22 protein-coding genes are annotated in these 21855 nt (G+C 32.2%); 21 read left to right on the top strand and 1 reads right to left on the bottom strand.

The features are described 5' to 3' along the window. The first annotated feature begins 13 nt into the window (after positions 1 to 13). The 9 genes from HALHA_RS10505 to HALHA_RS10465 all read left to right on the top strand — a co-directional run bounded on the left by HALHA_RS10505 (position 14) and on the right by HALHA_RS10465 (position 8912). Positions 14 to 361 carry a hypothetical protein gene (locus tag HALHA_RS10505; protein WP_245547361.1) on the top strand — a complete coding sequence of 116 codons (348 nt, stop codon included), beginning with the start codon at positions 14 to 16 and terminating at the stop codon, positions 359 to 361. Positions 362 to 741: 380 nt separating this feature from the next. Then, a complete protein-coding gene (locus HALHA_RS10500; protein WP_015327744.1) occupies positions 742 to 1197 on the top strand; it encodes a PTS sugar transporter subunit IIA in 456 nt (151 codons plus the stop codon). Positions 1198 to 1215: 18 nt separating this feature from the next. Beyond that, complete coding sequence (locus HALHA_RS10495; protein WP_015327743.1) at positions 1216 to 1482, top strand: PTS sugar transporter subunit IIB; 267 nt, start codon at positions 1216 to 1218, stop codon at positions 1480 to 1482. A gap of 66 nt (positions 1483 to 1548) precedes the next feature. Next, a complete protein-coding gene (locus HALHA_RS10490; protein ID WP_015327742.1) occupies positions 1549 to 2814 on the top strand; it encodes a PTS ascorbate transporter subunit IIC in 1266 nt (421 codons plus the stop codon). 164 nt (positions 2815 to 2978) lie between these two features. After that, positions 2979 to 5210 (top strand): BglG family transcription antiterminator, encoded by a 2232-nt coding sequence (locus HALHA_RS10485; RefSeq protein WP_015327741.1) that lies wholly within the window; start codon positions 2979 to 2981, stop codon positions 5208 to 5210. A 253-nt stretch (positions 5211 to 5463) separates the two neighbouring features. Then, on the top strand, positions 5464 to 6132 hold the full coding sequence (locus HALHA_RS13120; protein ID WP_015327740.1) for a flavodoxin family protein: 669 nt from the start codon (positions 5464 to 5466) through the stop codon (positions 6130 to 6132). 114 nt (positions 6133 to 6246) lie between these two features. Then, positions 6247 to 7740, top strand: a complete 1494-nt coding sequence (thrC, locus tag HALHA_RS10475) for a threonine synthase (RefSeq protein WP_015327739.1) — start codon at positions 6247 to 6249, stop codon at positions 7738 to 7740. A gap of 184 nt (positions 7741 to 7924) precedes the next feature. Further along, a complete protein-coding gene (locus HALHA_RS10470) occupies positions 7925 to 8407 on the top strand; it encodes a CBO0543 family protein (RefSeq protein WP_015327738.1) in 483 nt (160 codons plus the stop codon). A gap of 46 nt (positions 8408 to 8453) precedes the next feature. Then, positions 8454 to 8912: a hypothetical protein gene (locus tag HALHA_RS10465; protein WP_015327737.1), complete on the top strand. Its 459-nt coding sequence runs from the start codon at positions 8454 to 8456 to the stop codon at positions 8910 to 8912. Between the two features lie 7 nt (positions 8913 to 8919). Here HALHA_RS10465 and HALHA_RS10460 read toward each other — a convergent pair whose 3' ends face one another. Further along, positions 8920 to 9558: a DUF2238 domain-containing protein gene (locus tag HALHA_RS10460; protein WP_015327736.1), complete on the bottom strand. Its 639-nt coding sequence runs from the start codon at positions 9556 to 9558 to the stop codon at positions 8920 to 8922. 156 nt (positions 9559 to 9714) lie between these two features. Between HALHA_RS10460 and uvrA the strand changes: the two genes are divergently transcribed. From uvrA to HALHA_RS10400, 12 genes are all read left to right on the top strand, one after another. Next, on the top strand, positions 9715 to 12531 hold the full coding sequence (uvrA, locus tag HALHA_RS10455) for an excinuclease ABC subunit UvrA (RefSeq protein WP_015327735.1): 2817 nt from the start codon (positions 9715 to 9717) through the stop codon (positions 12529 to 12531). Positions 12532 to 12928: 397 nt separating this feature from the next. Further along, positions 12929 to 13492, top strand: a complete 564-nt coding sequence (locus HALHA_RS13115) for a helix-turn-helix domain-containing protein (protein WP_169314488.1) — start codon at positions 12929 to 12931, stop codon at positions 13490 to 13492. 107 nt (positions 13493 to 13599) lie between these two features. Further along, positions 13600 to 14805: a PAS domain-containing sensor histidine kinase gene (locus HALHA_RS10445; RefSeq protein WP_015327733.1), complete on the top strand. Its 1206-nt coding sequence runs from the start codon at positions 13600 to 13602 to the stop codon at positions 14803 to 14805. A gap of 31 nt (positions 14806 to 14836) precedes the next feature. After that, complete coding sequence (gene uvrC / locus HALHA_RS10440) at positions 14837 to 16648, top strand: excinuclease ABC subunit UvrC (protein ID WP_015327732.1); 1812 nt, start codon at positions 14837 to 14839, stop codon at positions 16646 to 16648. A gap of 121 nt (positions 16649 to 16769) precedes the next feature. Continuing rightward, on the top strand, positions 16770 to 16958 hold the full coding sequence (locus HALHA_RS10435) for a hypothetical protein (RefSeq protein WP_015327731.1): 189 nt from the start codon (positions 16770 to 16772) through the stop codon (positions 16956 to 16958). Between the two features lie 68 nt (positions 16959 to 17026). Continuing rightward, complete coding sequence (locus tag HALHA_RS10430) at positions 17027 to 17242, top strand: heavy-metal-associated domain-containing protein (RefSeq protein ID WP_041607813.1); 216 nt, start codon at positions 17027 to 17029, stop codon at positions 17240 to 17242. 105 nt (positions 17243 to 17347) lie between these two features. After that, on the top strand, positions 17348 to 17620 hold the full coding sequence (locus HALHA_RS10425; protein WP_015327729.1) for a metal-sensitive transcriptional regulator: 273 nt from the start codon (positions 17348 to 17350) through the stop codon (positions 17618 to 17620). Between the two features lie 12 nt (positions 17621 to 17632). Beyond that, positions 17633 to 18022, top strand: coding sequence for a SoxR reducing system RseC family protein (locus tag HALHA_RS10420; RefSeq protein WP_015327728.1), 390 nt, complete (start codon positions 17633 to 17635; stop codon positions 18020 to 18022). A 20-nt stretch (positions 18023 to 18042) separates the two neighbouring features. After that, positions 18043 to 18846 carry a Cof-type HAD-IIB family hydrolase gene (locus tag HALHA_RS10415; protein ID WP_015327727.1) on the top strand — a complete coding sequence of 268 codons (804 nt, stop codon included), beginning with the start codon at positions 18043 to 18045 and terminating at the stop codon, positions 18844 to 18846. A 137-nt stretch (positions 18847 to 18983) separates the two neighbouring features. Then, complete coding sequence (locus HALHA_RS10410) at positions 18984 to 20024, top strand: nicotinate phosphoribosyltransferase (protein WP_015327726.1); 1041 nt, start codon at positions 18984 to 18986, stop codon at positions 20022 to 20024. A gap of 82 nt (positions 20025 to 20106) precedes the next feature. Next, entirely contained in the window at positions 20107 to 20829 is a 723-nt protein-coding gene (locus tag HALHA_RS10405; protein ID WP_015327725.1) for a YesL family protein, read from the top strand. A 47-nt stretch (positions 20830 to 20876) separates the two neighbouring features. Continuing rightward, positions 20877 to 21848, top strand: a complete 972-nt coding sequence (locus HALHA_RS10400) for an ROK family protein (protein ID WP_015327724.1) — start codon at positions 20877 to 20879, stop codon at positions 21846 to 21848. Positions 21849 to 21855: the final 7 nt, after the last annotated feature.

Here is a 21855-nt window from a genome sequence, read left to right as displayed (position 1 = left end):
AATTTTTTATACTATGGAAGAACAAAGTGTACTTGAATACTATGCATTAATGATAAGTGCTATTAGTGGTGATGTGGGAATAAGTGTTGGATTATATTTAATCTTAGTCTTTACTAGTAATGATCTTAACTGGTTAATGAAGCAGAGGAATCGTAAAGATTATGTAATTAGCATCTTATATGCTTTATTTGTCAGTTTTTATTTTGAAATTCATGCTTTGTATTATAATCGTTGGGGGTATAGTGTTCAGATGCCTCTGTTTCCAGGGACTAATATTGGGCTAGTACCTGTCATGCAATTACTTGTTTTATTACCGCTTAGTTTTATGATTTCTAGATATATAATAAAGAAAGCGAAGTAATTTAATTAATATAAGTAAGAGACCTTTTAGGATAATAATCCTAGGAGGTCTTTTTTGCTTTTAAACAACCGATTATTATTAATTTGCCATAATTCTTTCAGAAAGAAAGTAGACTAATTAATAAATTAAAAAGGAATATTATAACTTTATCATTACAAAAAATAAATATTTTTGAAATATTTAGGAGAAAAGAAAATTGGTTTGCTTGTTTAAGCTACAATTAGTACATAATATTATTAATTTGCCATAATCTTTTCAGAAAAGAAAAGCAATAATTATGAATTGAATTTCAATATCTCTAGGTGTAAGATATAAGTAACAACAAAAGGAAAATTGATATATTTAAAATATTTTATAATTTTGGAAAGGGGCGATCAAGGATGTTGTTAGATTTATTACCTAAAGAACGGATAGCTACTAAAGTAGGAGCAAAAGATTGGCGTAAGGTTGGTAGAAAAGTTGGAGAAATTCTGTTAAAAGATAACTTAGTTGAGGATAGATATATAGATGCAATGATTAAATCATTAGAAGATAATGGTCCATATATTGTAATGGCTAAAGGAGTAGCAGTTTTTCATGCTAGACCAGAGGATGGTGTAAAAGAAACAGGAATGAGTTTAATTACTCTTGAGTCACCAGTAGAATTTGGTCATGAAAATAATGACCCAGTAAAAATAGCCTTTGCTTTTGGTTCAATTAATAATGACAAACATGTTGAAGCGATGTCTCAACTGATGACAGTTTTATTGGAAGATAATTCAGTTGATGAAATATGTGCTAAGGATACTTCTAGCGAAGTATTTGATTATATAAGTCAGATTGTAAATAATGCTTAATAAAAAGGAGGAGTGTAAATGAAGATTTTAGCTGTTTGTGGAATGGGACTAGGAAGTAGTTTAATGTTAAAAATGGCTGCTGAGAAGGTTCTTAAGGCTGAAGGAATAGAGGGAACTGTTGAAGTGAGTGATGTTAGTAGTGCTAAAGGTGAAAGTGCAGATATTATCATAGCTGCGCCAGAGATTGCCCAGCAATTAGAAGGTCATTCTGCTGAAGTAATTGCAATTAAGAATATGGCTGATAAAAATGAAATTAAAGAAAAAATTATGGATTATATTTCTTAGAACTCTATTATTTAATAATAAAATAAGAAATATAATAATTTATTTCAAAAACAAGGGGGAATAAAAATGGGATTTTTAAATTTTTTAGTTAACGATGTATTAAGTGAACCAGCTGTTTTGGTAGGATTAATGGCTTGCATTGGTTTGATAGCTTCTAAGAAACATTTTTCTGAAATTATGTCCGGGACGTTAAAGAGTATTATTGGTTTTGTTATTTTGGGAGCAGGAGCAGGGGTTTTAATTGAAAGCTTAAATAACTTCGGGCCAATAATTAGAGAAGCCTTCAATATTCATGGTGTGATTCCAACTAATGAGGCTATAGTAGCTATGGCTCAGAAGACATTAGGAAAAGAAACAGCTTTGATTATGGGCTTTGGTTTTCTAGCTAATTTAGCTTATGCTCGTTTTACTCCTTTAAAGTATGTATTTTTAACAGGACATCATACTTTCTTTATGGCCGCTTTATTGGCAGCAGTATTAGGAACTGCAGGTTTAACAGGAGCTCCATTAGTAATTGTAGGGTCAACAATATTAGGCTTTTTAATGGTCTTAATGCCTGCATTAGCAGATATATATATGAAAGATGTAACTGGTAGTGATGATATCGCTCTAGGACACTTTGGAACAACAGGTTATATTACAGCTGGCTTTATTGGTAGTTTAGTAGGAGACCCAGAAGATACTACAGAAGATATTGAAGTTCCAAAGTCATTAGGTTTTTTAAAAGAATCATTATTATCTACCGCTTTAACTATGATAGTTATCTTTTTAATTATTGTTTTTAAAGCCGGTCCAGAAATTGTTAGCGAATATGCAGGAGATCAGAGCTTGTTTATGTTTGCTGTAATGCAAGGGATTACGTTTGCTGCAGGAGTCAGTATTATCATGTCAGGTGTAAGAATGATTTTAGGAGAAATTGTTCCAGCCTTTGAAGGAATCGGTGAAAGAGTAGTTCCAGATGCTAAACCAGCTTTAGATTGTCCAGTTACCTTTAACTTTGCTCCAACAGCTGTAACTATTGGTTTCCTATTTAGTTTCCTAGGTGGAATTGTAGGAATGTTTTTACTAGGACCAATAGGATTATCTATAATCATTCCAGGATTAGTACCACATTTCTTTACTGGAGCTACTGCAGGAGTATTTGGTAATGCTACTGGAGGTAAAAAAGGAGCCATTTTTGGTTCTTTTGCTAATGGATTATTAATAACTTTCTTACCTGCTTTATTACTTCCGGTGTTAGGAAAGTTAGGTTTTGCTAATACTACTTTTGGGGATGCAGATTTTGGAGTTGTAGGTATTATTATTGGAACAATAGCTAAATTAATTAATTAGTTAATTAGTAATAAAAAGGGAGGAACTAGGATTATTAGTATAGAAGACTTGGAGTAAGTGCTTCTGAAATAATATTACTATAAAAATCTGATCAGAATTGTTATAAAGCTCTTGTAATTAATTACAAGAGCTTTTCCCTTTAAAGAATGTGAGGAGGTAAGAAATTGAGTTTGAAGCCACGGGTTTGTCAATTATTAAAATATTTAATTAACCAAGAGAAAGCAGTCTCTATTAAACAGTTAGCGGATAAATTTAATGTTAGTAGTAGAACAATTAGGTATGATCTAGATGATATAGAATCTAGTATCTCTTCCTATGATGCTGAATTAATAAGAAAAAGACGAGTTGGAGTTTATTTAGAGGGAGAAGAAGAAGAGTTAAATAAAATTCAAAATGAATTAGTGGATATTCATGGGCTTGAACGAGTTTTATCTCCTAAAGAACGCCAGCATTTAATTTTATTTAGACTATTTCAAGCTAATGAACCGATTATTATTAAAGAATTAGAGGTAATGTTACGTATTAGTAAATCAACAATAATTAAAGATCTAGATAAAGTTGAAGAATGGTTATCAAATCATAATTTAACACTGATTAGAAAGACAAATTATGGTTTAGAAATAAAAGGTGAAGAGATAGATATTAGACATGCAATGATGAATGTTTTAGAAGAAACAGCAAATGAAAAGGAATTAGTTGGTTTATTACGACAGATTCAGAAAAAAGCATTAGAAAATAGAAATTTAGAGCCAGGATTTTTTAAAGAATTTGATAAATTAGTATCTGATATTGATTTAACTAAGATTGAAAGTGTAATTTCATTTGCTGAAAAGCAATTAGGATTTCAATTTGCTGATGAAGCTTATGCTAGTTTATTAGTTCATTTAGCTTTAGCAATCAGTAGATTATTAGAAGGTAAAGATATTCAGTTACCTAAGGAACGCTTAGAGATTATTAAAAAAAGCGATGAGTATAAGATAGCTAAGAAGATAGGAAAGATCATGGAGCAAATTTTTGAAATAAGCATTCCTGATTCGGAGTTAGGTTATGTCACTTTACATTTAATGGGAGCTAAATTATGGCAAAAAATAGGTGATGATGATTATGAAAAGCTTGTCGATGAAGATTTAGATCAAGAATTAATTATTTTAACTAAAGAAATGGTTAAAGTGGCTGAGGATTATTTAGGGGTTAAATTAATTGATGATACTCAGTTAATAATTGGTTTAGCATTACATTTAAAACCAACTATTAATCGCATAAAGTATGACTTGCCACTAAAAAATCCTTTACTATTAGATGTTAAAAGTAAGTATCGAGAAATATTTAAAGCAGCTAAAAGAGCAACTAAAATATTACAGAGTAAATTTCAAAAAGAAATTAGTTCAGATGAAGTTGGATATATTACTCTTCATCTTGGAGCTGCTTTAGAGAGAAGTAAATCTTTACAATCTAGTAGAAAATTAAGGGTAGTCTTAGTTTGTTCAAGTGGAGTGGGAACAACTAATTTGTTATCTTCTAGATTGAATAAAGAATTTTCTGAGATTAAAATTTGTGATGTTTTTTCTGTGATTCAATTAGAGAATAATGAAGTTGATTTAGAAAATATTGATTTAATTATTACAACTATTCCTTTAGATATTGATGATGTTTTAGTATTACAGGTTAACCCGTTATTAAGTCAAGAAGATAAGAAAAATATTAAAGCAATTATTCATAGTAAACAAGATGTTTTTGATGCTATTGAAGCTAATGAGAACTCTCAATTGCAAAGAGATTATTCTTTTGCGATTGAAGAAGTAATTGAGGTTATAGAACGAGAAGCAATTGTAGGAGATAAAGAGGGACTAAAAAAAGATTTAAAAGATTTTTTTGCTTCTAAAGAAGTTAAAGTTTTAGATAAAGTAGATGATACAGCTGATACCCAAAGTATAGAAGAAAGTGGTACAGGATTATTAGAATTGTTAACTGCAAATAATGTAGCAGTAATTGATAAGATAGATAATTGGAGAACAGGGGTTAAAGTAGCAGGAAAGCCTTTAGTAGATCAGGGTCATATACTAGAAGAATATGTTGACCGAACAATAGAAATTGTTGAAGAAAAAGGTGCTTATGTAGTAATCGCACCTCATATTAGTTTAATACATGCTAGACCCGAAGATGGAGTTGTAAATAAGAGTATGGGGTTAGGAGTTATCAAAGAAGGAGTTAATTTTGGTCATGATTATGATCCGGTTCATCTAATCTTCACCCTAGCTCCGATAGATGAAGTTTCTCATCTGTCTGCTTTATCTGAACTATTGAAATTAATTGATGAATATGATTTTGTAGAAAAAATGTTGACAGTAGATAGACCAAAAGATGTTATAACTAAAATAGAAGAAATGTTAAATTAATTATAATGTTTATTTTAAAAAAGGTTGGCTCTGCAATCAGATGCAGGGCTTTTATTTGTAGATAATAATAAATTAGTTTTGCTACTAAGGCCTAGATGTTTTGAAAAATGTATTACGTGGTTTGTCCTCTAGGAAAGAAGGTTTAGGTTTAGTTATCAAATTAGGGTTGTTTTTATGTTTGGATATAAAGAATGATTTGCTAATTAATATTAAAAATAGTATTCTTATGTTGAGAAATCAAAGGAGGTAAAGGATGAGTGAAAAAAATATAATAGGTATCAGTGCTGGAAGAAAAGATAGGGTAACTGAAAGAGCTATCAAAACTATTTTAGAGGCTAGTGGATTAGCTTATCAATTTTATTCTCTTTCTAATTTTGAAATATTAACTTGTGATGCTTGTAATAGCTGTATTGAGAGTCACAGATGTATTAAGGATGATAAATTAAATCAGATTTTAAAAGAAATGAAAGAAGCAAGTGGAATTATATTTGGGGCTCCAGAGTATTGGGAAGGAATGAATGCAAAAGGTCGAGCTTTTTGGGAGCGAGTTTGTTTTAGTACACGACATAATAAACATTTTCCGTTAGATGGTAAACTCGGAGTTGTCATAGGAGTAAGCGGGGATGGAGATTCAAGTGCTGTGATAACAGATATAACTAACTTTTATACCGATGCAAGAATTGAAATAACAACTAAGGTAGAAATCCAAGGAGAGTATGCTTGTTTTAGTTGTGGTTATGGAGATGAATGTTCAGTCGGTGGATTAGCAGAAATTTATGATTTGCCACTTAATATTAAGGATGATAAAATTCCAGGCTTAGATAACCAACATCCAGAAAAAATTTCTAAAGGTGGAAATATAGTAATTAGGCTTAAGGAGATAGGAAGAAGATTAACGCAAAGATTAGAGGGTACATATTAAAATATAAAAAAGAAGTTCTTATCTAATAAAAGAAAGGCTTTTTAGATTGGAACTTTTAATACTTTAGCACCTCTGATATAATAGGACAAACTAGAGTAGAAAGGATGGAGTAGGATGAAGTATATTAGTACTCGTGGGAATTATAAACAAGTAAGTGCGGCTGAAGTAATTCAATTAGGGATGGTACCAACAGGAGGATTATTTGTTCCTCAGCAAATTCCAACTTTTAGTGAAGAAGAAATCTATGGTATGAAAGATAATACTTATCAAGAAATTGCTTGTCAAGTATTAAAGGAGTTTTTAACTGATTATACAGCGGATGAAATAGAGGAAGTTGTTAATGCTGCTTATAATCAAGATAATTTTACGGTTGAAGAAATAACGCCTGTAGTTAAGTTAGATGAGCAGTATATTTTAGAATTATGGCACGGGCCAACCGCTGCCTTTAAGGATATGGCTTTACAAATTATGCCTTATTTGCTTGCTAAGGCAATTGAAAAGGTAGAATTAGAGGAAGAAGTTGTTATTTTGGTAGCAACTTCTGGGGATACAGGTAAGGCTGCTTTAGAAGGATTTAAGGATGTAGACGGTATTGAGATTATTGTTTTCTATCCGGACGAAGGTGTCAGTAAAGTCCAAGAAAGACAGATGATAACTACTAAAGGAGATAATACTGCAGTAGTAGCTGTTGAAGGAAATTTTGATGATTGTCAAAGTACAGTCAAAGAAATCTTTGCTGATCAGGAATTTAAAGAATTATTAGAAACTGAAGGGTATCAGTTCTCTTCTGCAAATTCAATTAACTGGGGACGTTTATTACCACAAATTATTTACTATTTTGTAGCTTATGCTAATTTATTAAGCAATAATGAGTTAGAAGAAGAAGATAAAATAAATATTAGTGTTCCTACAGGTAACTTTGGGAATATTTTAGCAGCTTATTATGCTTATCAAATGGGGCTACCAGTCAATCAATTTATTTGTGCTTCTAATGATAATAATGTTTTAACTGATTTTCTTAAGACAGGAGTTTATGATATTAACCGTAGTTTTAAACAGACTATTAGTCCTTCAATGGATATCTTAATTTCATCTAATTTAGAGCGGTTTTTATTTGAGGTAACGGGTCATGATGCTGCTAAAGTTAATAAGTGGTATCAGCAATTGCAAGATGAAGGAAAGTTTAAGGTTGACCAGGAGACTAAAGCAGAGATTAAGCAGGTCTTTAGTGGTTATTATGCTACAGAAGAAGAGACGCTAGAGACTATTAATCAGGTATTTAAAAGATATAACTATACTCTTGACACCCATACTGCAGTAGGAGTTAAGTCCTACCAAAAGTACAAGGCAGATACTAATGATCAAACGTCAACAATTATTGCATCTACAGCAAACCCATATAAATTTAGTAAAGCAGTATTACAAGCACTAGAAGGTGAAAATAAGCTAAAAGATGAATTTGAAATTTTAGCTAAATTAAAAGAAGTCTCTGGCCTGAAGATTCATCAAGGACTTAAAGACTTAGATCAACAAGAGGTTAGACATAATCGCAAGTCTAGTAGTGAAGGGATTAAAGCGGAAGTAAAGGATATTTTAGAGATAGAATAAATTTTTTAGCAGTGGTGCTGGTTTAAACCAGCACCACTGCTATTTTTTGATAGCATATTCTGTTTTATTTTAGAGATTAATGTTCTTTTTTGTAGAATGTTGTCGTTTGCAAGTAATTACCAAGTGTAGTGAGGTTAGAAAGGGCCAAAATAAATTATGTACTATATGATGAGGGGGAAATAATGTGATAGAATATTTAATTCAGTATGGATCAATTTTTATTGCTGTAGCTATATTATTTTTAACAAGAAAAGGAATGAAGAAGTATGTCCCAGTGGCTTTGTTTGCTAGTTTATATGCTAACTTATGGTGTTATATTGCGATTTATTTTAACTTGTGGCACTATAATCATCAGTGGAAATTATTTTCTTTAGTAGACGATATTTCAATAGTGGTTAATATGATAGTAGTTCCAATTATGGCAATGATTTGGGTCAGATATTGTCCACTTAGATTTAGAGAGCAATTATGGTGGGCCTTTATTTGGACAACTGTCTTAATGTTAGTTGAACTTCCGATTGAAAGGTTTACTCGATTATTGGATTATCGTAATGGATATCGGTGGTATCATTCTTATATATTATGGTTTGCCAGTTGGTTTATTTGGTTAGTTTTTTATTTATGGTTTAATGACTGGAAAAGAGATATGGATAGTTTATTTACTTAACTAGGAGTTGTTAATTAATAAGAAGATAAGAATAGGGAGAGATAAGATGAGTAGTGGAAATGGAGTTGAGAAAGCACTATGGAGTGTTGCTATACCAGGGTTTGGGCAATTATTAAACAGAAATTATTTTAAAGGTGTATTATTAATTGGATTAGAAGTTTTAATTAATGGAAATGCTAATTTAAATAGTGCAATTATTGCTAGCTTCTATGGTGATATGGAAGTTGCAATTAATCAGGTTAATTATCAATGGCTAATGTTTTACCCTTGTATTTATATGTTTGCTATTTGGGATGCTTATCAGGTTGCTAGTAAGGATCAAGTCTCATATTTGGCTATACCTTTTATTATATCATCTTATTTGGGTACAATTGGAGTTATTTATTCACCAACATTGAGAATCTTTGGTGTCTTATTAGGGCCAGTTTTTTTGCCAATATTATTTATTTGTTTAGGATTGGGGATAGGATTTATAATTAGAAGTATAATTAATAATAGGAAGTGAAAACAATTTAATTGTTGATGGAATTATCATCTGCAATTCGTTTTACTAACCGCTTAAAATAAGGGCCACCATCTATTTTAAGATATAAACATCCAATAAATGAGGTGATTAAAGCTCCTAAGGAATCAACAATTAAATCCCACATAGTATCAACTAGTCCTGATTTTTGCATATTTAAACCTAGAGTAGAATCCATAGTGAATTCAAAAATCTCCCATAATCCTCCTGTTGCAACAGCAAAGGTAAAAGAAAAGATAGCAATAAATAAGGGGCTGAGGATTACATCAATTTGTTCTTCATTATTTAGAAAATAGACTAGGATAAAACCAATAAATCCTAAAATTATCCCCGATAAAGTATGAAGCATTAAATCCCACCACCAAAACTTTAAATAATACTCTTTTAATTCTCCTAAATATAAAGAAGCAAAGAGGAAGAAAGAAATAATTATCTGGAAATCTATAGGAATATGAATGTGTTTTCTTTGTGCTACTATAAAAGGAAGATAGGTCATTGATAAAGTAAGTAATGAGACAAACAAATTAAACCAATTTTGAGTTAGTATATTTCCCACAATTACTATGATTGTTATAATTCTAAAAATAATGCTAATTATTTTGTGTAAATTATATTGTTTTAATTTCATTATTAGATCATCCCTTATACTATTGTCTATAGTATAAATTAAATAAATTAATTAAAAATCCTGCTTTTATTCAAAATTTAAAGGTAATTAGCTCCCTTGTAAGTAGTAATAATTATTGTTATAATATTGACAATATCAAAATATGGGGTGACAAAAATGACACAAGAAAAGATTGTAATTAAAGGTGCTAGAGAGCATAATTTACAGGATATAGATGTAGAAATTCCTCGTGATAAATTGGTGGTGTTGACTGGTCTTAGTGGTTCAGGGAAGTCTTCATTGGCTTTCGATACTATTTATGCTGAGGGCCAACGAAGGTATGTAGAGAGTTTATCAGCTTATGCAAGGCAGTTTTTAGGACAAATGGAAAAACCGAAGGTAGAATATATTGAAGGTTTATCTCCTTCTATTTCTATTGATCAAAAGACGACAAGTAAGAATCCTCGTTCAACAGTAGGGACGGTAACGGAAATTTATGATTACTTAAGATTATTATACGCTCGAGTAGGAATACCTCATTGTCCAGAGTGTGGCCAAGAGATTTCTTCTCAAACTGTACAGGAGATTGTAGATCAAGTAATGGAGCTAGAAGAGAGAACTAAATTTCAGATTTTGGCCCCAGTAGTTAGAGGTAGAAAAGGAGAGCACCAAGATATATTGAAAAGTATGCAACAAGAAGGGTATGTGCGGGTTAAGATTGATGGTACAGTAAGAGATTTAGCAGGGGATATTCGATTAAATAAGAACAAGAAGCACACCATTGAAGTTGTAGTAGATAGATTAATTATGAAAGACGATATTAAATCAAGATTAACTGATTCTTTAGAGACAGCTTTAGGTTTAGCAGATGGCTTAGTAATCATTGATTTAATCGATGGGGAAGATTTATTATTTAGTGAACAATTTGCTTGTCCAGATTGTGGTGTTAGTTTAGAAGAATTATCCCCTCGAATGTTTTCTTTTAATAGTCCTTATGGTGCTTGTTCTGTTTGTGATGGTTTAGGAAACAAACGAGAATTTGATCCAGATTTAATTTTAGATGAGGAGCGTTCTCTTAATGATGGAGCAATTATACCTTGGCGTAGATCTAGAAGTCGCTTTCAGCCCCAAGTAGTAAGTGCTGTAGCAGATAAATATGGGGTAGATAAAGACCAGCCTTTAGGTGAGGCAGATGATGAATTTATTGATGTTTTATTGTATGGTGATGATAGTTCAGTTACTTTCCCGTATACTAACCGTAGAGGTAAGACTAAGATTCATGAGATTAAATTCAAAGGTTTATTGGCTATTTTAAAAGAGAAGCTTAAAAGTAAGAATTCTAATCGGGCCCAAAAGAAGTTAGAGAAGTATATGACAATTCTGCCCTGTCCTAATTGTGAAGGGGAAAGACTTAATAGGGCTAGTCTAGCTGTAACTGTCGGAGATAAATCAATTGCTGAAGTAACAAGCATGCCGATTGGTGATTCATATCAGTTTTTTTCTGAATTGCAATTAACAGGCCAGGACAAAGTAATTGGTAGCGAGATTTTAAAGGAAATTAGACAACGACTTAATTTTTTAAATGAAGTTGGTTTAGAATATTTAACCCTAGGACGTTCTGCTGGAACTTTATCTGGTGGTGAAGCCCAACGGATTCGCTTAGCTACTCAGATTGGTTCTCAATTAGTTGGTGTAATTTATATTTTAGATGAACCAAGTATTGGTTTGCACCAACGAGACAACCAACGTTTAATCAATACTTTGCAGGAACTTAGGGATGTAGGAAATACTGTGTTAGTAGTTGAACATGATGAGGATACAATGAAAGCAGCAGACCAAATAATTGATATTGGCCCTGGAGCAGGACGCCATGGTGGAAAGATAGTGGCTCAAGGGAAGATAGAAGAAATTAAGCAAGAAGAAGAATCATTAACTGGTCAGTATCTATCAGGTAAGAAGAAAATAGAAGTTCCAGCAGAGAGAACTAAACCTAGTGGTGATTATCTAGAGATTAAAGGAGCTAGAGAGCATAATTTGAAAGATATTGATGTTGAAATTCCTTTAGGAATCTTTACTTGTATTACAGGGGTTTCTGGTTCTGGGAAGAGTACGTTAATTGATAAGACTCTAAAACGAAGTTTAATGCAAGAGTTTTATGATTCTAAGTTAAAACCAGGTGATCATGATCAGATACAAGGATTAGAAAAGATAGATAAAGTGGTAAGTATTGACCAGTCTCCAATTGGTAAGACACCACGTTCTAATCCGGCGACTTATACTAAAGTGTTTGATTATATTAGAGATGTTTTTGCGAAAACTCCTTTGGCCCAAGAAAGAGGTTATAAGAAAGGAAGGTTTAGCTTTAATGTTAAAGGTGGACGTTGTGAATCTTGTGGGGGCCAAGGTATAGTGCAGATTGAGATGCACTTTTTAGCTGATGTGTATGTTCCCTGTGAAGTCTGTGATGGGGCGAGGTATAATCGAGAGACACTAGAGGTTAAATATAAGGATAAGACAATAGCAGATGTATTGGATATGACAGTTGAAGAAGCAGTAGAGTTCTTTGAGAATATTCCTAAGATTAAGCGAAGATTACAAACCTTATATGATGTAGGTTTGGGGTATATGAAATTAGGACAGCCATCGACCACTTTATCAGGTGGAGAAGCACAACGTGTTAAATTGGCTTCAGAATTAAGTAAACGTAGTACTGGTAGTACAGTTTATATTTTAGATGAACCAACAACTGGTCTTCATTTTGAAGATGTCAATAAGTTATTAAGTGTTTTACAGCGGCTAAAAGAAGGCGGTAATACGATTATCGTTATTGAGCATAATCTTGATGTTATAAAATCAGCTGATCATATTATTGATTTAGGACCTGAAGGCGGAGATAAAGGAGGGGCAGTAGTTGCTACTGGTACCCCAGAGAAAATAGTAAAGGTTGAAGGTTCTTATACAGGTCAGTTCTTAGAAGAGATAATTAATAATTAAAAGTTAATCATACCACCTACTTACTGATAGCTAATATTTCACAAGTCGAATTTTGTCGTTTTTGAAGGTGTCATATCTTTTTAATAGAATATATTAAAAGTGAAATATTTTAGCTTGTAGGTCTGGCTTATGGTAAGAGGTGGTATAGATTGATGTAAATAAGATAGTAATTGATAATCTAATAAAGCAATGGAATAAAATAATTAGTAATGTTAAGTATAATCCTACCTATAGAGAAATCACCCTAAAGGCATGGAAAAGATGTAAGAAGAAGGATGTCAACCCTAAGTTACCTACATATTATTCCCTATCTAAGGAAGAACTACAGATTAAACAACAAGAGAATAAAAAAATAATCAAAGTTGCTAAACCTTTTATGGAGGATATTTCTTTAAGTTTGAGAAATATTCCTCATGTTATCTTTTTAACAGATAAAGATGCTTGGGCTATTGGGCTTATGGGTACTTTAAAAGGGGACGGTATAGGTGAAGGGATAAATTATGCAGAAGATTATGTAGGAAACAGTACTATTGAAACCGCTTTAAAAGAAGGAAAACCTTTATTAATCTATGGGGCAGAGCATTATGTAGAGAGGTATCGACATTTATGTTGCTTTGGTTTGCCTATTAGAGATAAAAGGAATAAAATTATTGCTGCTTTAAATGTTTCAGTTCCTACTAAGTACGCGGCCCCCCAAAATCTAATCATAGTTTTAACAGCTATTAAAGGTCTTGAAGAAAAGTTATCAGAAACTGAATTAATAGAGGAACAGGATATAGGAGGAAGGATTAGGAAACTTAGAAAACAAAGATCTCTATCCCAAACGGTAGTTGCTGACAGGGCAGATATTTCTCAATCATTCTTAAGTGATATTGAGAATGGAAAGAAGAGCCCAACATTACGGAGTATCAGATTAATAGCTAAGGCATTTAATATATCTAGTAAAGATTTAATAATTTGATTTTAGCTAATATCGCTATAGAGATAAAGGGAAACATATATAATTTATATAAAAATATACAAGCGAATACCAAATAATTCTATAGTTGATTGGGAGGCTATGATCAAATGCAGAAATCTATATATCAAAATATTGATTGTCAAACAAAGCTTTATAGAACTATTTTTGAGAAGACAGGAGTAGCTATCTTGGTTGTTGAAGAAGATACTACTATTTCTATGGTTAATCAAGCAGTGGAGCAGTTGGCTGGATATTCTAAATCAGAAATTGAAGGTGAAATGAAGTTAGTTGATTTCATTGCTGACAAGGAAGATTTAGAGCAAATATTATCCTATCATTATAAAAGAAGGTTAGATAAAGGAAATATACCTAATAAATATGAATTTGAATTAATAGATAAGCAGGGAAATAGTAAGGTTGTATTATCTCAAGTAGAAATGATTCCAAATACTGCTTGCAGTATTGTATCTTTATCAGATATTACAAAGCAAAAGAAACTGAAAGAAGAACTTAACCAAAATAAAAGAAAAGAAGTAATCTTTTCTAATATCTCGCATGATTTAAAGTCTCCTCTAAATTTAATATTATCCTCAGTTCAAGTTTTAAATATGTTTTCTGAAAATAATTTAGAGCAAAAGAATATAGAAAAGATTAATGGTTATACACATACGATTAGACAAAATAGTTATAGGTTATTAAAATTAGTCAATGATTTAGTTGACCTTACTAAAATTAGTGCCAATTCTTATGATGTTAACTTAGAAAATCATAATATAGTTGAGGTTGTTAATTTAATAGTACAGTCAATTAAAGATTATATTCAAGATCAAAATAAATCATTTGAATTTAATAAGAAGGAAGACTATAAACTGATTGCTTGTGATCCCTTTAGTATTGAAAGAATCATCCTAAATTTAGTTTCCAATACAGTTAAATATACTACTGAAGGTGATCAAATAGCTATAACTATTGATAGTAATGGTAATGAGGTTATTATTTCTGTTAAAGATACTGGAGCAGGGATGAAAAATAGTGATCAGCAAAAAATATTTAATCGTTTTAAACAAGTTAATGAAAGTGAATTAGCTAGTAAAAATAATTTTAATAATGGGGTGGGGTTATCCCTTGTAAAGTCCTTAGTTGATTTACATCAGGGTAGTATTGAAGTTAAGAGTGAATATGGTAAAGGGAGTGAATTCATTATCTATCTTCCTGATAAAAGAATAGCTAACTGTGGTAAATCTAATGATAGTTATAATAAGCAAGGACTAGTGGAAAGGCTAAAGGTCGAATTTGCAGATATATATTATTAGTAGATATGAATTTAAGATTGAGGTGTTAGCGATGAAGCTTAAACAAAAGGTGAAAAATCTACCTCATGAACCTGGGGTTTATCTGATGAAGGGCCAACGGGGCCAAGTGATTTATGTTGGTAAGGCTAAGTCTTTACGAAATCGAGTTGGATCTTATTTTCAAGATACTAAGCACCAACGATTTAAGACGACAGTCTTAGTTAAGCGGATTGCTGATTTAGATTATATTATTACTGATACTGAAATGGAGGCTTTAATTTTAGAGAATAATCTAATTAAAAAGTATAATCCTAAATTTAATATTCAGCTAAAGGATGATAAAACCTATCCTTACATTAAGGTTACAGTTACTACTAAGTATCCTAGAGTCTATAAAACGCGGGTAGTTAAGCAAGATGGGGCCCGCTATTTTGGCCCGTATACTGATCCTAAAGCAGTTAATGATATGTTAGATTTAATTCATGATTTATTTCCGTTACGGACTTGTAAGCAGGATTTAACTAAAGAGCAAGGGCGAGCTTGTCTTAACTACCATATTGATAAGTGTCTTGGCCCGTGTATTGAAGAGATTAATCCTCAAGAGTACCAAAAGATGATTGAGCAGGTTCTAATGATTTTGGAGGGTAAAGAGGCTAATTTAAAGCAAGATTTAGAGGCCCAGATGGAAGTTGCTGCTGAAAGTCTAGACTTTGAAAGAGCTGCTCAACTAAGAGATCAGAGTAAAGCAATTGATAAGATTACTCAAAAGCAAAAGGTTGTTACTAAGGATCTGGTTGATCGGGATATTGTTGCTTTAGCTCAGGAGGAGGAGCTTATTTGTTTACAATTATTGATTGTTCGTAATGGTCGTTTGATAGGAAAAGAAGATTTTATCTTCACTGAAGTTCAAGATAAACAGGAAACCTTAACTTCTTTTTTACAACAATACTATGATACAGTTTATTATATCCCAGAAGAAATTTTAATTGATACTAAATTAGAGGACCAAAGCTTAATTGCCAAGTGGTTAAGTAATGAACAAGAGAGTAAGGTAGGGATTAAGTTACCCAAACAGGGAGCTAAGAAAGAATTAGTGGAGATGGCCTACCGTAATGCTCGTCATAATCTAAAAGAGCATAAGTTACAGACTACTTTACACTCTTCTCATATTGGACGAGGTGTTAAAGAGTTAAAAGAAGAACTTAATTTAGCAACTGCGCCCTATCGAATTGAAGGTTTTGATATTTCTACGATCCAGGGCCAAGCTACAGTGGCCTCTTTAGTAGTTTTTGAAAATGGAGTACCTAAAAAGAGTGATTATCGTCGCTTTAAGATGAAAACCTTAGAGGGCCAAGATGATTTTGGGGCGATGCAAGAAGTAGTTGAGCGTAGATACTCTCGGTTGATTGAAAAGGAGAAAAAGTTCCCTGATTTAATCTTAATTGATGGTGGTAAGGGCCAACTTAATGCAGCTGTTAATATATTAGAGAAGTTAAACAAAAGTGGCCAACCAATTATTAGTTTAGCCAAAAAGAAGGAAGAGATCTTTTTACCTAACAGAGAAGAATCTATTCTATTACCTCGTAAATCAGATGCTTTATATTTAGTCCAACGGGTAAGAGATGAAGCTCATCGTTTTGCTGTTAATTATCATCGCAAGTTACGCTCACGAAGATTAACCCATTCTATGTTAGATGATATTCCGGGAGTAGGCACTAAAAAGCGACAAGCTTTATTACAACACTTTGGTTCATTAGGGAAGATAAAACAAGCTAGTAAAGAAGAGTTGGTAGAAGTAGCAGGAATTGGCCCACAGTTGGCCCAGCAAATAAAAGAATATATGAAGCTTAATTTACGTCCCTAAAGGGGCGTTTCCTGTAAAATAATTGTCTGAAAATTATCATATTTGCAAAATTTTTGACAATTATTTAGAAATGATTTATAATTAAGAGTAAATCCACTAGAACCTCATTAGGAGGGAAAATATGCCAACTAAATTTGAGAAGGGTCAATATCTAGATTATCCTTGTCAGGGGTGTGGGCAAAAAATGGAGTTAAAAAGTGACTTATCTCATTCAGATAAAGGAATATTAGAATGTAAAGGCTGTAGAAGAGAAAAAGAGTATTTAACTTGGGAGTTAAAAAGTATTATTAATTATAGCCATACTAGATAAACTCATAAAGTATAAAAACTTTTAAACAGGAGATGCTAATGATAAACAGCTGTTTAGGAGGAGTTAAATTGGAAACAGCTAACTTTAAAGTTAAAGGGATTACTAGTCCTCAAGCTAAAAGTTCGATTGAGTCAGCTTTAAATAAGTTAGAAGGAGTTAGTCAGGCAAAATTTAATTTAAAACAAGAAAGACAGGGCCAAGTAAATGTTAAGTTTGATAAGCAAAAGACTAAACTAAAGGATCTTAAAACTGAAGTAAGAGCTACTGGCTATGAGGTTAGTTAGAATTTTAAGACCACTTCTATTATTTAATTGAAGTGGTCTTTTTAATTTTGGTTAATTTGTTGTATAATATATAGAGAAGTATTATTTTATTAATGGAGGGATAGAATGGCTTCTTATAAATCAGAAAAAATAAATTTATTAAACAGATTAAGTAGAATTGAAGGACAAGTACGTGGGTTACAAAATATGATTGAAGATGAAAAATACTGTGTTGATGTATTAACTCAGATAGCTGCGGTTAAAGGAGCATTAAATAAGGTAGGAATGAAGATTTTAGAAAAACATACTCATGGTTGTGTTAAACAAGCTGTTGCTAATGATCAAGGAGAAGAAATTATTAATGAATTAATGGAAGTTATTAATAAATTTACCAAATAGGAAGGTGAGAAAATGAAACGTTTTGCCCAAGTGATAGACGTTAAAGGCCAAACTGCTACAGTTAGGGTGACTAAGCATTCGTCTTGTGATAAGTGTGGGGAGTGTAGTAATGCGGATGATTTAACACTAACTGTTACTAATGACATAGAAGCTAAAGCTGGAGATATGGTAACCTTAGAAATGAAAGGAAGCAATATATCAAGTGCAGCAGTAGTAGTTTATCTAGTGCCGATATTAGGATTAATAGGTGGTTATATATTAGCCCCCACTTTAGGATTAGTTGCAGAAGGATTTAAAATCATGCTGGGATTGTTATTTATGCTTCTTTCTTTTATAACAGCAAGAAAATTTGGTGATTATAAACAAGAGGAGTATACACCACAGATTACTGAAGTTGTATAATGTAACAGGAGGAATTAGTAATGAATTATAAACTATTAGCTATAGATTTAGATGATACATTATTAGGCCAGGATTTAAAGATTTCAAATAGAACGCAAAAATTAATTAAAGAAGCAAGAAAGCAAGGGCTTAGAGTAGTAATTGCTACAGGAAGGATGTATAGTTCAGCTCTGCCCTATCTTAAGCAATTAAATTTAACAAAAGAAACAATAACTTATAATGGAGCCTTAGTTAAACAAGTTGCTTCTAATAAAATTATAGATCATCGACCAGTGCCAAAAAAGTTGGCCCGTAAGATAGTAGATTATGTAGAGGAGAATAATTTACACCTTAATCTTTATTTAGATGATCAGTTATATGTCAATAAATCAGGATTTGGAGCTGATTATTATGAAAGGATATCAGGAGTTAAACCAACTTTAATTAAAGGAAAATTAAGTCAATGTATAGATCAACCATCTACTAAGTTATTAATTGTAGAAGAAAACTTAGCTAAAGTAAAGGAAGTTTTAGTTGCTTTACAGGATAGGTTTAGTGATGATTTAAATGTAACAGCTTCTAAAGCACACTTTGTAGAAATTATGAATCAGCAGGCTTCCAAAGGAAGGGCTTTAAAAAAATTAGCGTCTGATTTAAATATAGAACGAGATCAGATAATAGCTATTGGAGACAGCTATAATGATTTAGATATGATCGAGTATGCTGGATTTGGGGTAGCAGTTGATAATGCTCGTGATAAATTAAAGGAAAAGGCAGATTATATTACTTCATCTAATGATGAAGGTGGGGTAGCGGAGATAATTGAGAAGTTTATTCTTAACTAGATTTAAAAAGATGGAAAATAAAGGAGGAGTTTTTTTGTTAGCTTAGAATCTATTTAAATAGATTCTAATAAAAGCAGCTATTAAGTTAAAGTAGAGTATATTATAATTTATAAGATAATAAAGGAAGGAAGGTAAAAATGAGTGAACGAGAGTTAAAAGATTTAAATGATGTAAAAGAATTTAGTATTACAAAGGATAGAAAACTTTTTTCAGCTACTTCAGAAGAAATAGAACAGGGGCTTACAACAGATATTTATTTTATTAAGACACGAGAGATTTTAGAAAAGTTAGGACATTCAGATACTAAAGTTGTAGCTGAGGTTTTTGCAAGTAGTCCTGGAATAGTAGCAGGGATTGATGAAGCCCTAAATTTATTAAAGACTAAAGAAGTTAAAGTTTGGGCTTTAGAAGAAGGAGCTAAGATAGAGAAAAAAGAAGTAGTTATGAGAATAGAAGGTTCTTATAATGACTTTGGGATTTTTGAAACAGCTATCTTAGGAACCTTAGCCAATTCAAGTGGTTGGGCCACTGCTGCTAAAGAGTGTAAAGAAGCAGCTGGAGAGAAGCCAATGTTATGCTTTGGAGCTCGTCATGTTCATCCAGCGGTAGCTCCAGTAATGGAGAGAGCAGCTTTAATTGGTGGTGCGGATGGCGCTAGTTGTATCTTAGGGGCCAAAGCAACGGGCCAAGAACCAGCGGGGACAGTTCCTCATGCTTTGATTTTAACAGTGGGTGATACTTTAGAAGTTGCTCAAGCTTATCATGATTTGATGCCTGAAAATGAACCAAGAACTATTCTAGTAGATACTTTTCAGGATGAAGCAGTAGAGTCATTACGACTTGCTAAAGAACTTAAAGCCAATTTAGATGGTATTAGATTAGATACTGCATCAGAAAGAGGAGGAGTTACTCCTGGTTTACTTAAAGAAGTTAGAGCTAGATTAGACCAAGCTGGTTATGAGCACGTTAATATTTTCATATCTGGAGGTTTAACACCAGCAAGAATAAAGGAATTTGATAAGCTAGGAGCCAGTGGTTTTGGGGTTGGCAGTTATATTTCTTCTGCTAAAGCAATTAATATGACAATGGATCTAAAAGAAGTTGCAGGACAACCGATAGCTAAAAGGGGTAGAATTCCTGGAATAACTAATAATCCTCGTTTGAAACGTAGAATATAAACCTAATTTAAAAATAGTTGCAGGATATAAGGTATTTAATCGAGAAGTATAAGACTAGTGAGGTTTTAAGAAAGGAGATAGTATGAGTACTTGGAGTTTACTTAAAAAAAGTTATAAAGAAATTTATAAACATATATTCTCAGTTTTATGGGCCAGTTTTACTTGGTTTTTTACAGCTGGAGCTTTGATTGCAGGTATTATTGTAGGAATTGAAGCTAAATTTCTATTAGTACCTGCTTTATTAGCTAGTCTTTTTGTTGGCCCGACCACAGCTGGTAGTTTTTATATTACCAATAAAATTGCTAATTATGAGCAAGTAGGATTTAAGGATTTCTTTATTGGTATTAAACGTTATTTTTTACCTGCAGTAGGTGTTACTTTAGTATTAAGTCTAGCTGTGATTGTTATTGGCATTGATTTTAAATTTTTTCTAGATTCAGAATTTAAGTTATTTGGATACTATATTTTAAAATTAGTAAGTCCGATGTGGATTTATGTATTAGTTTTTATATCTGTATTAACCATGTATATTTTTCCTTTATTAATTGAATTTGAACGGATAGATAAGGAGTTTTCTTTTCTAGATTTATTTAAATATTCATTTTTTTTAACCTTAAAGGAATTAAAATATACCCTGGTTATTTTTCTAAATATTATTATTTTTTCAGCAGTTAGTGGAGCTTTAGTGATTGGTTTACCTATTCTTTTTATGGGTGGAATAAGTTTATTTGCTAATAATGCAACAGTTAATTTACTGGTTAAATATGGAGTTAAGGAGAAAATGAATGGCCCAGGTACATTTTAGATTATCATAATCAATAATTTATAATATAATAAGAGGGAGGACTAACTGTGAAGCAAGAATATGTGATTGGTATTGATCTAGGTGGTACTAAGATTTTAACTGCTTTAGCTGATTTAGAAGGTAATATATTAGCTGAGGTAAGAAAGCCAACTGAAGCTGATAAAGGAAAGAATAGTGTAATTGCTAAAATTAAGGATACTATTTATGAAGTATTAGGGCAAACAGAGGTAGCAATAGAAGAAGTGGAAGGAATTGGGTTAGGATCCCCTGGTCCGCTTAATATTGAAGAAGGAATTATTTATCATACTCCTAATCTAAATCTAGATAATGTAAATATTATTGAAGAATTAAAGGATGTTGGTCCTCCTATATTCCTGGAAAATGATGCTAATGCAGCTGCATTAGGAGAAAAGTATTTTGGAGCAGGTAAAGATGCTCAAGATTTAATTTATGTAACTGTAAGTACAGGAATTGGTGGTGGGATTATTATTGGTGGTGAGGTATATCATGGTGCTAGTGATGGTGCTGGAGAAATTGGTCATTTAACCTTATTGCCCAATAGTGATCAAAAGTGTGGTTGTGGTAATTATGGTTGTTGGGAGGCAGTAGCTTCTGGAACAGCATTAAGCAGATTAGGGCGTGAAGCTGTCAAAAATGGTGAAGATACTTTATTAGCTGATTTAGTAGATGATGCAACTGAGGTTAATGGAGCTGTGATTGCTAAAGCAGCTAAAAAAGGAGATCAAGTAGCTTCTGAAATAGTAGAGCAAATAGCAGAGTATTTAGGGATTGGGTTTGCTAGTTTAATCAATATTTTCAATCCAGAAAAAATAATCATTGGTGGAGGAGTATCAAAGTCTTGGCCTCTATTACAGGATACTGTTTTGGCTAATGTTGAACAAAGAGCTATGGAAGCGTTAACTGCTGAAGTAGAAATTGTCACTTCTCAGTTAGAGGATAAAATAGGAGTAAAAGGAGCTATTGCGACAGCTTTAGTAGGCTTAAAAGAATTGTCTTAATGGTCTG

The sequence above is a fragment of the Halobacteroides halobius DSM 5150 genome, assembly GCF_000328625.1.
Taxonomy (GTDB): domain Bacteria; phylum Bacillota; class Halanaerobiia; order Halobacteroidales; family Halobacteroidaceae; genus Halobacteroides; species Halobacteroides halobius.
This window is presented reverse-complemented; position numbering and strand designations above follow the sequence as displayed.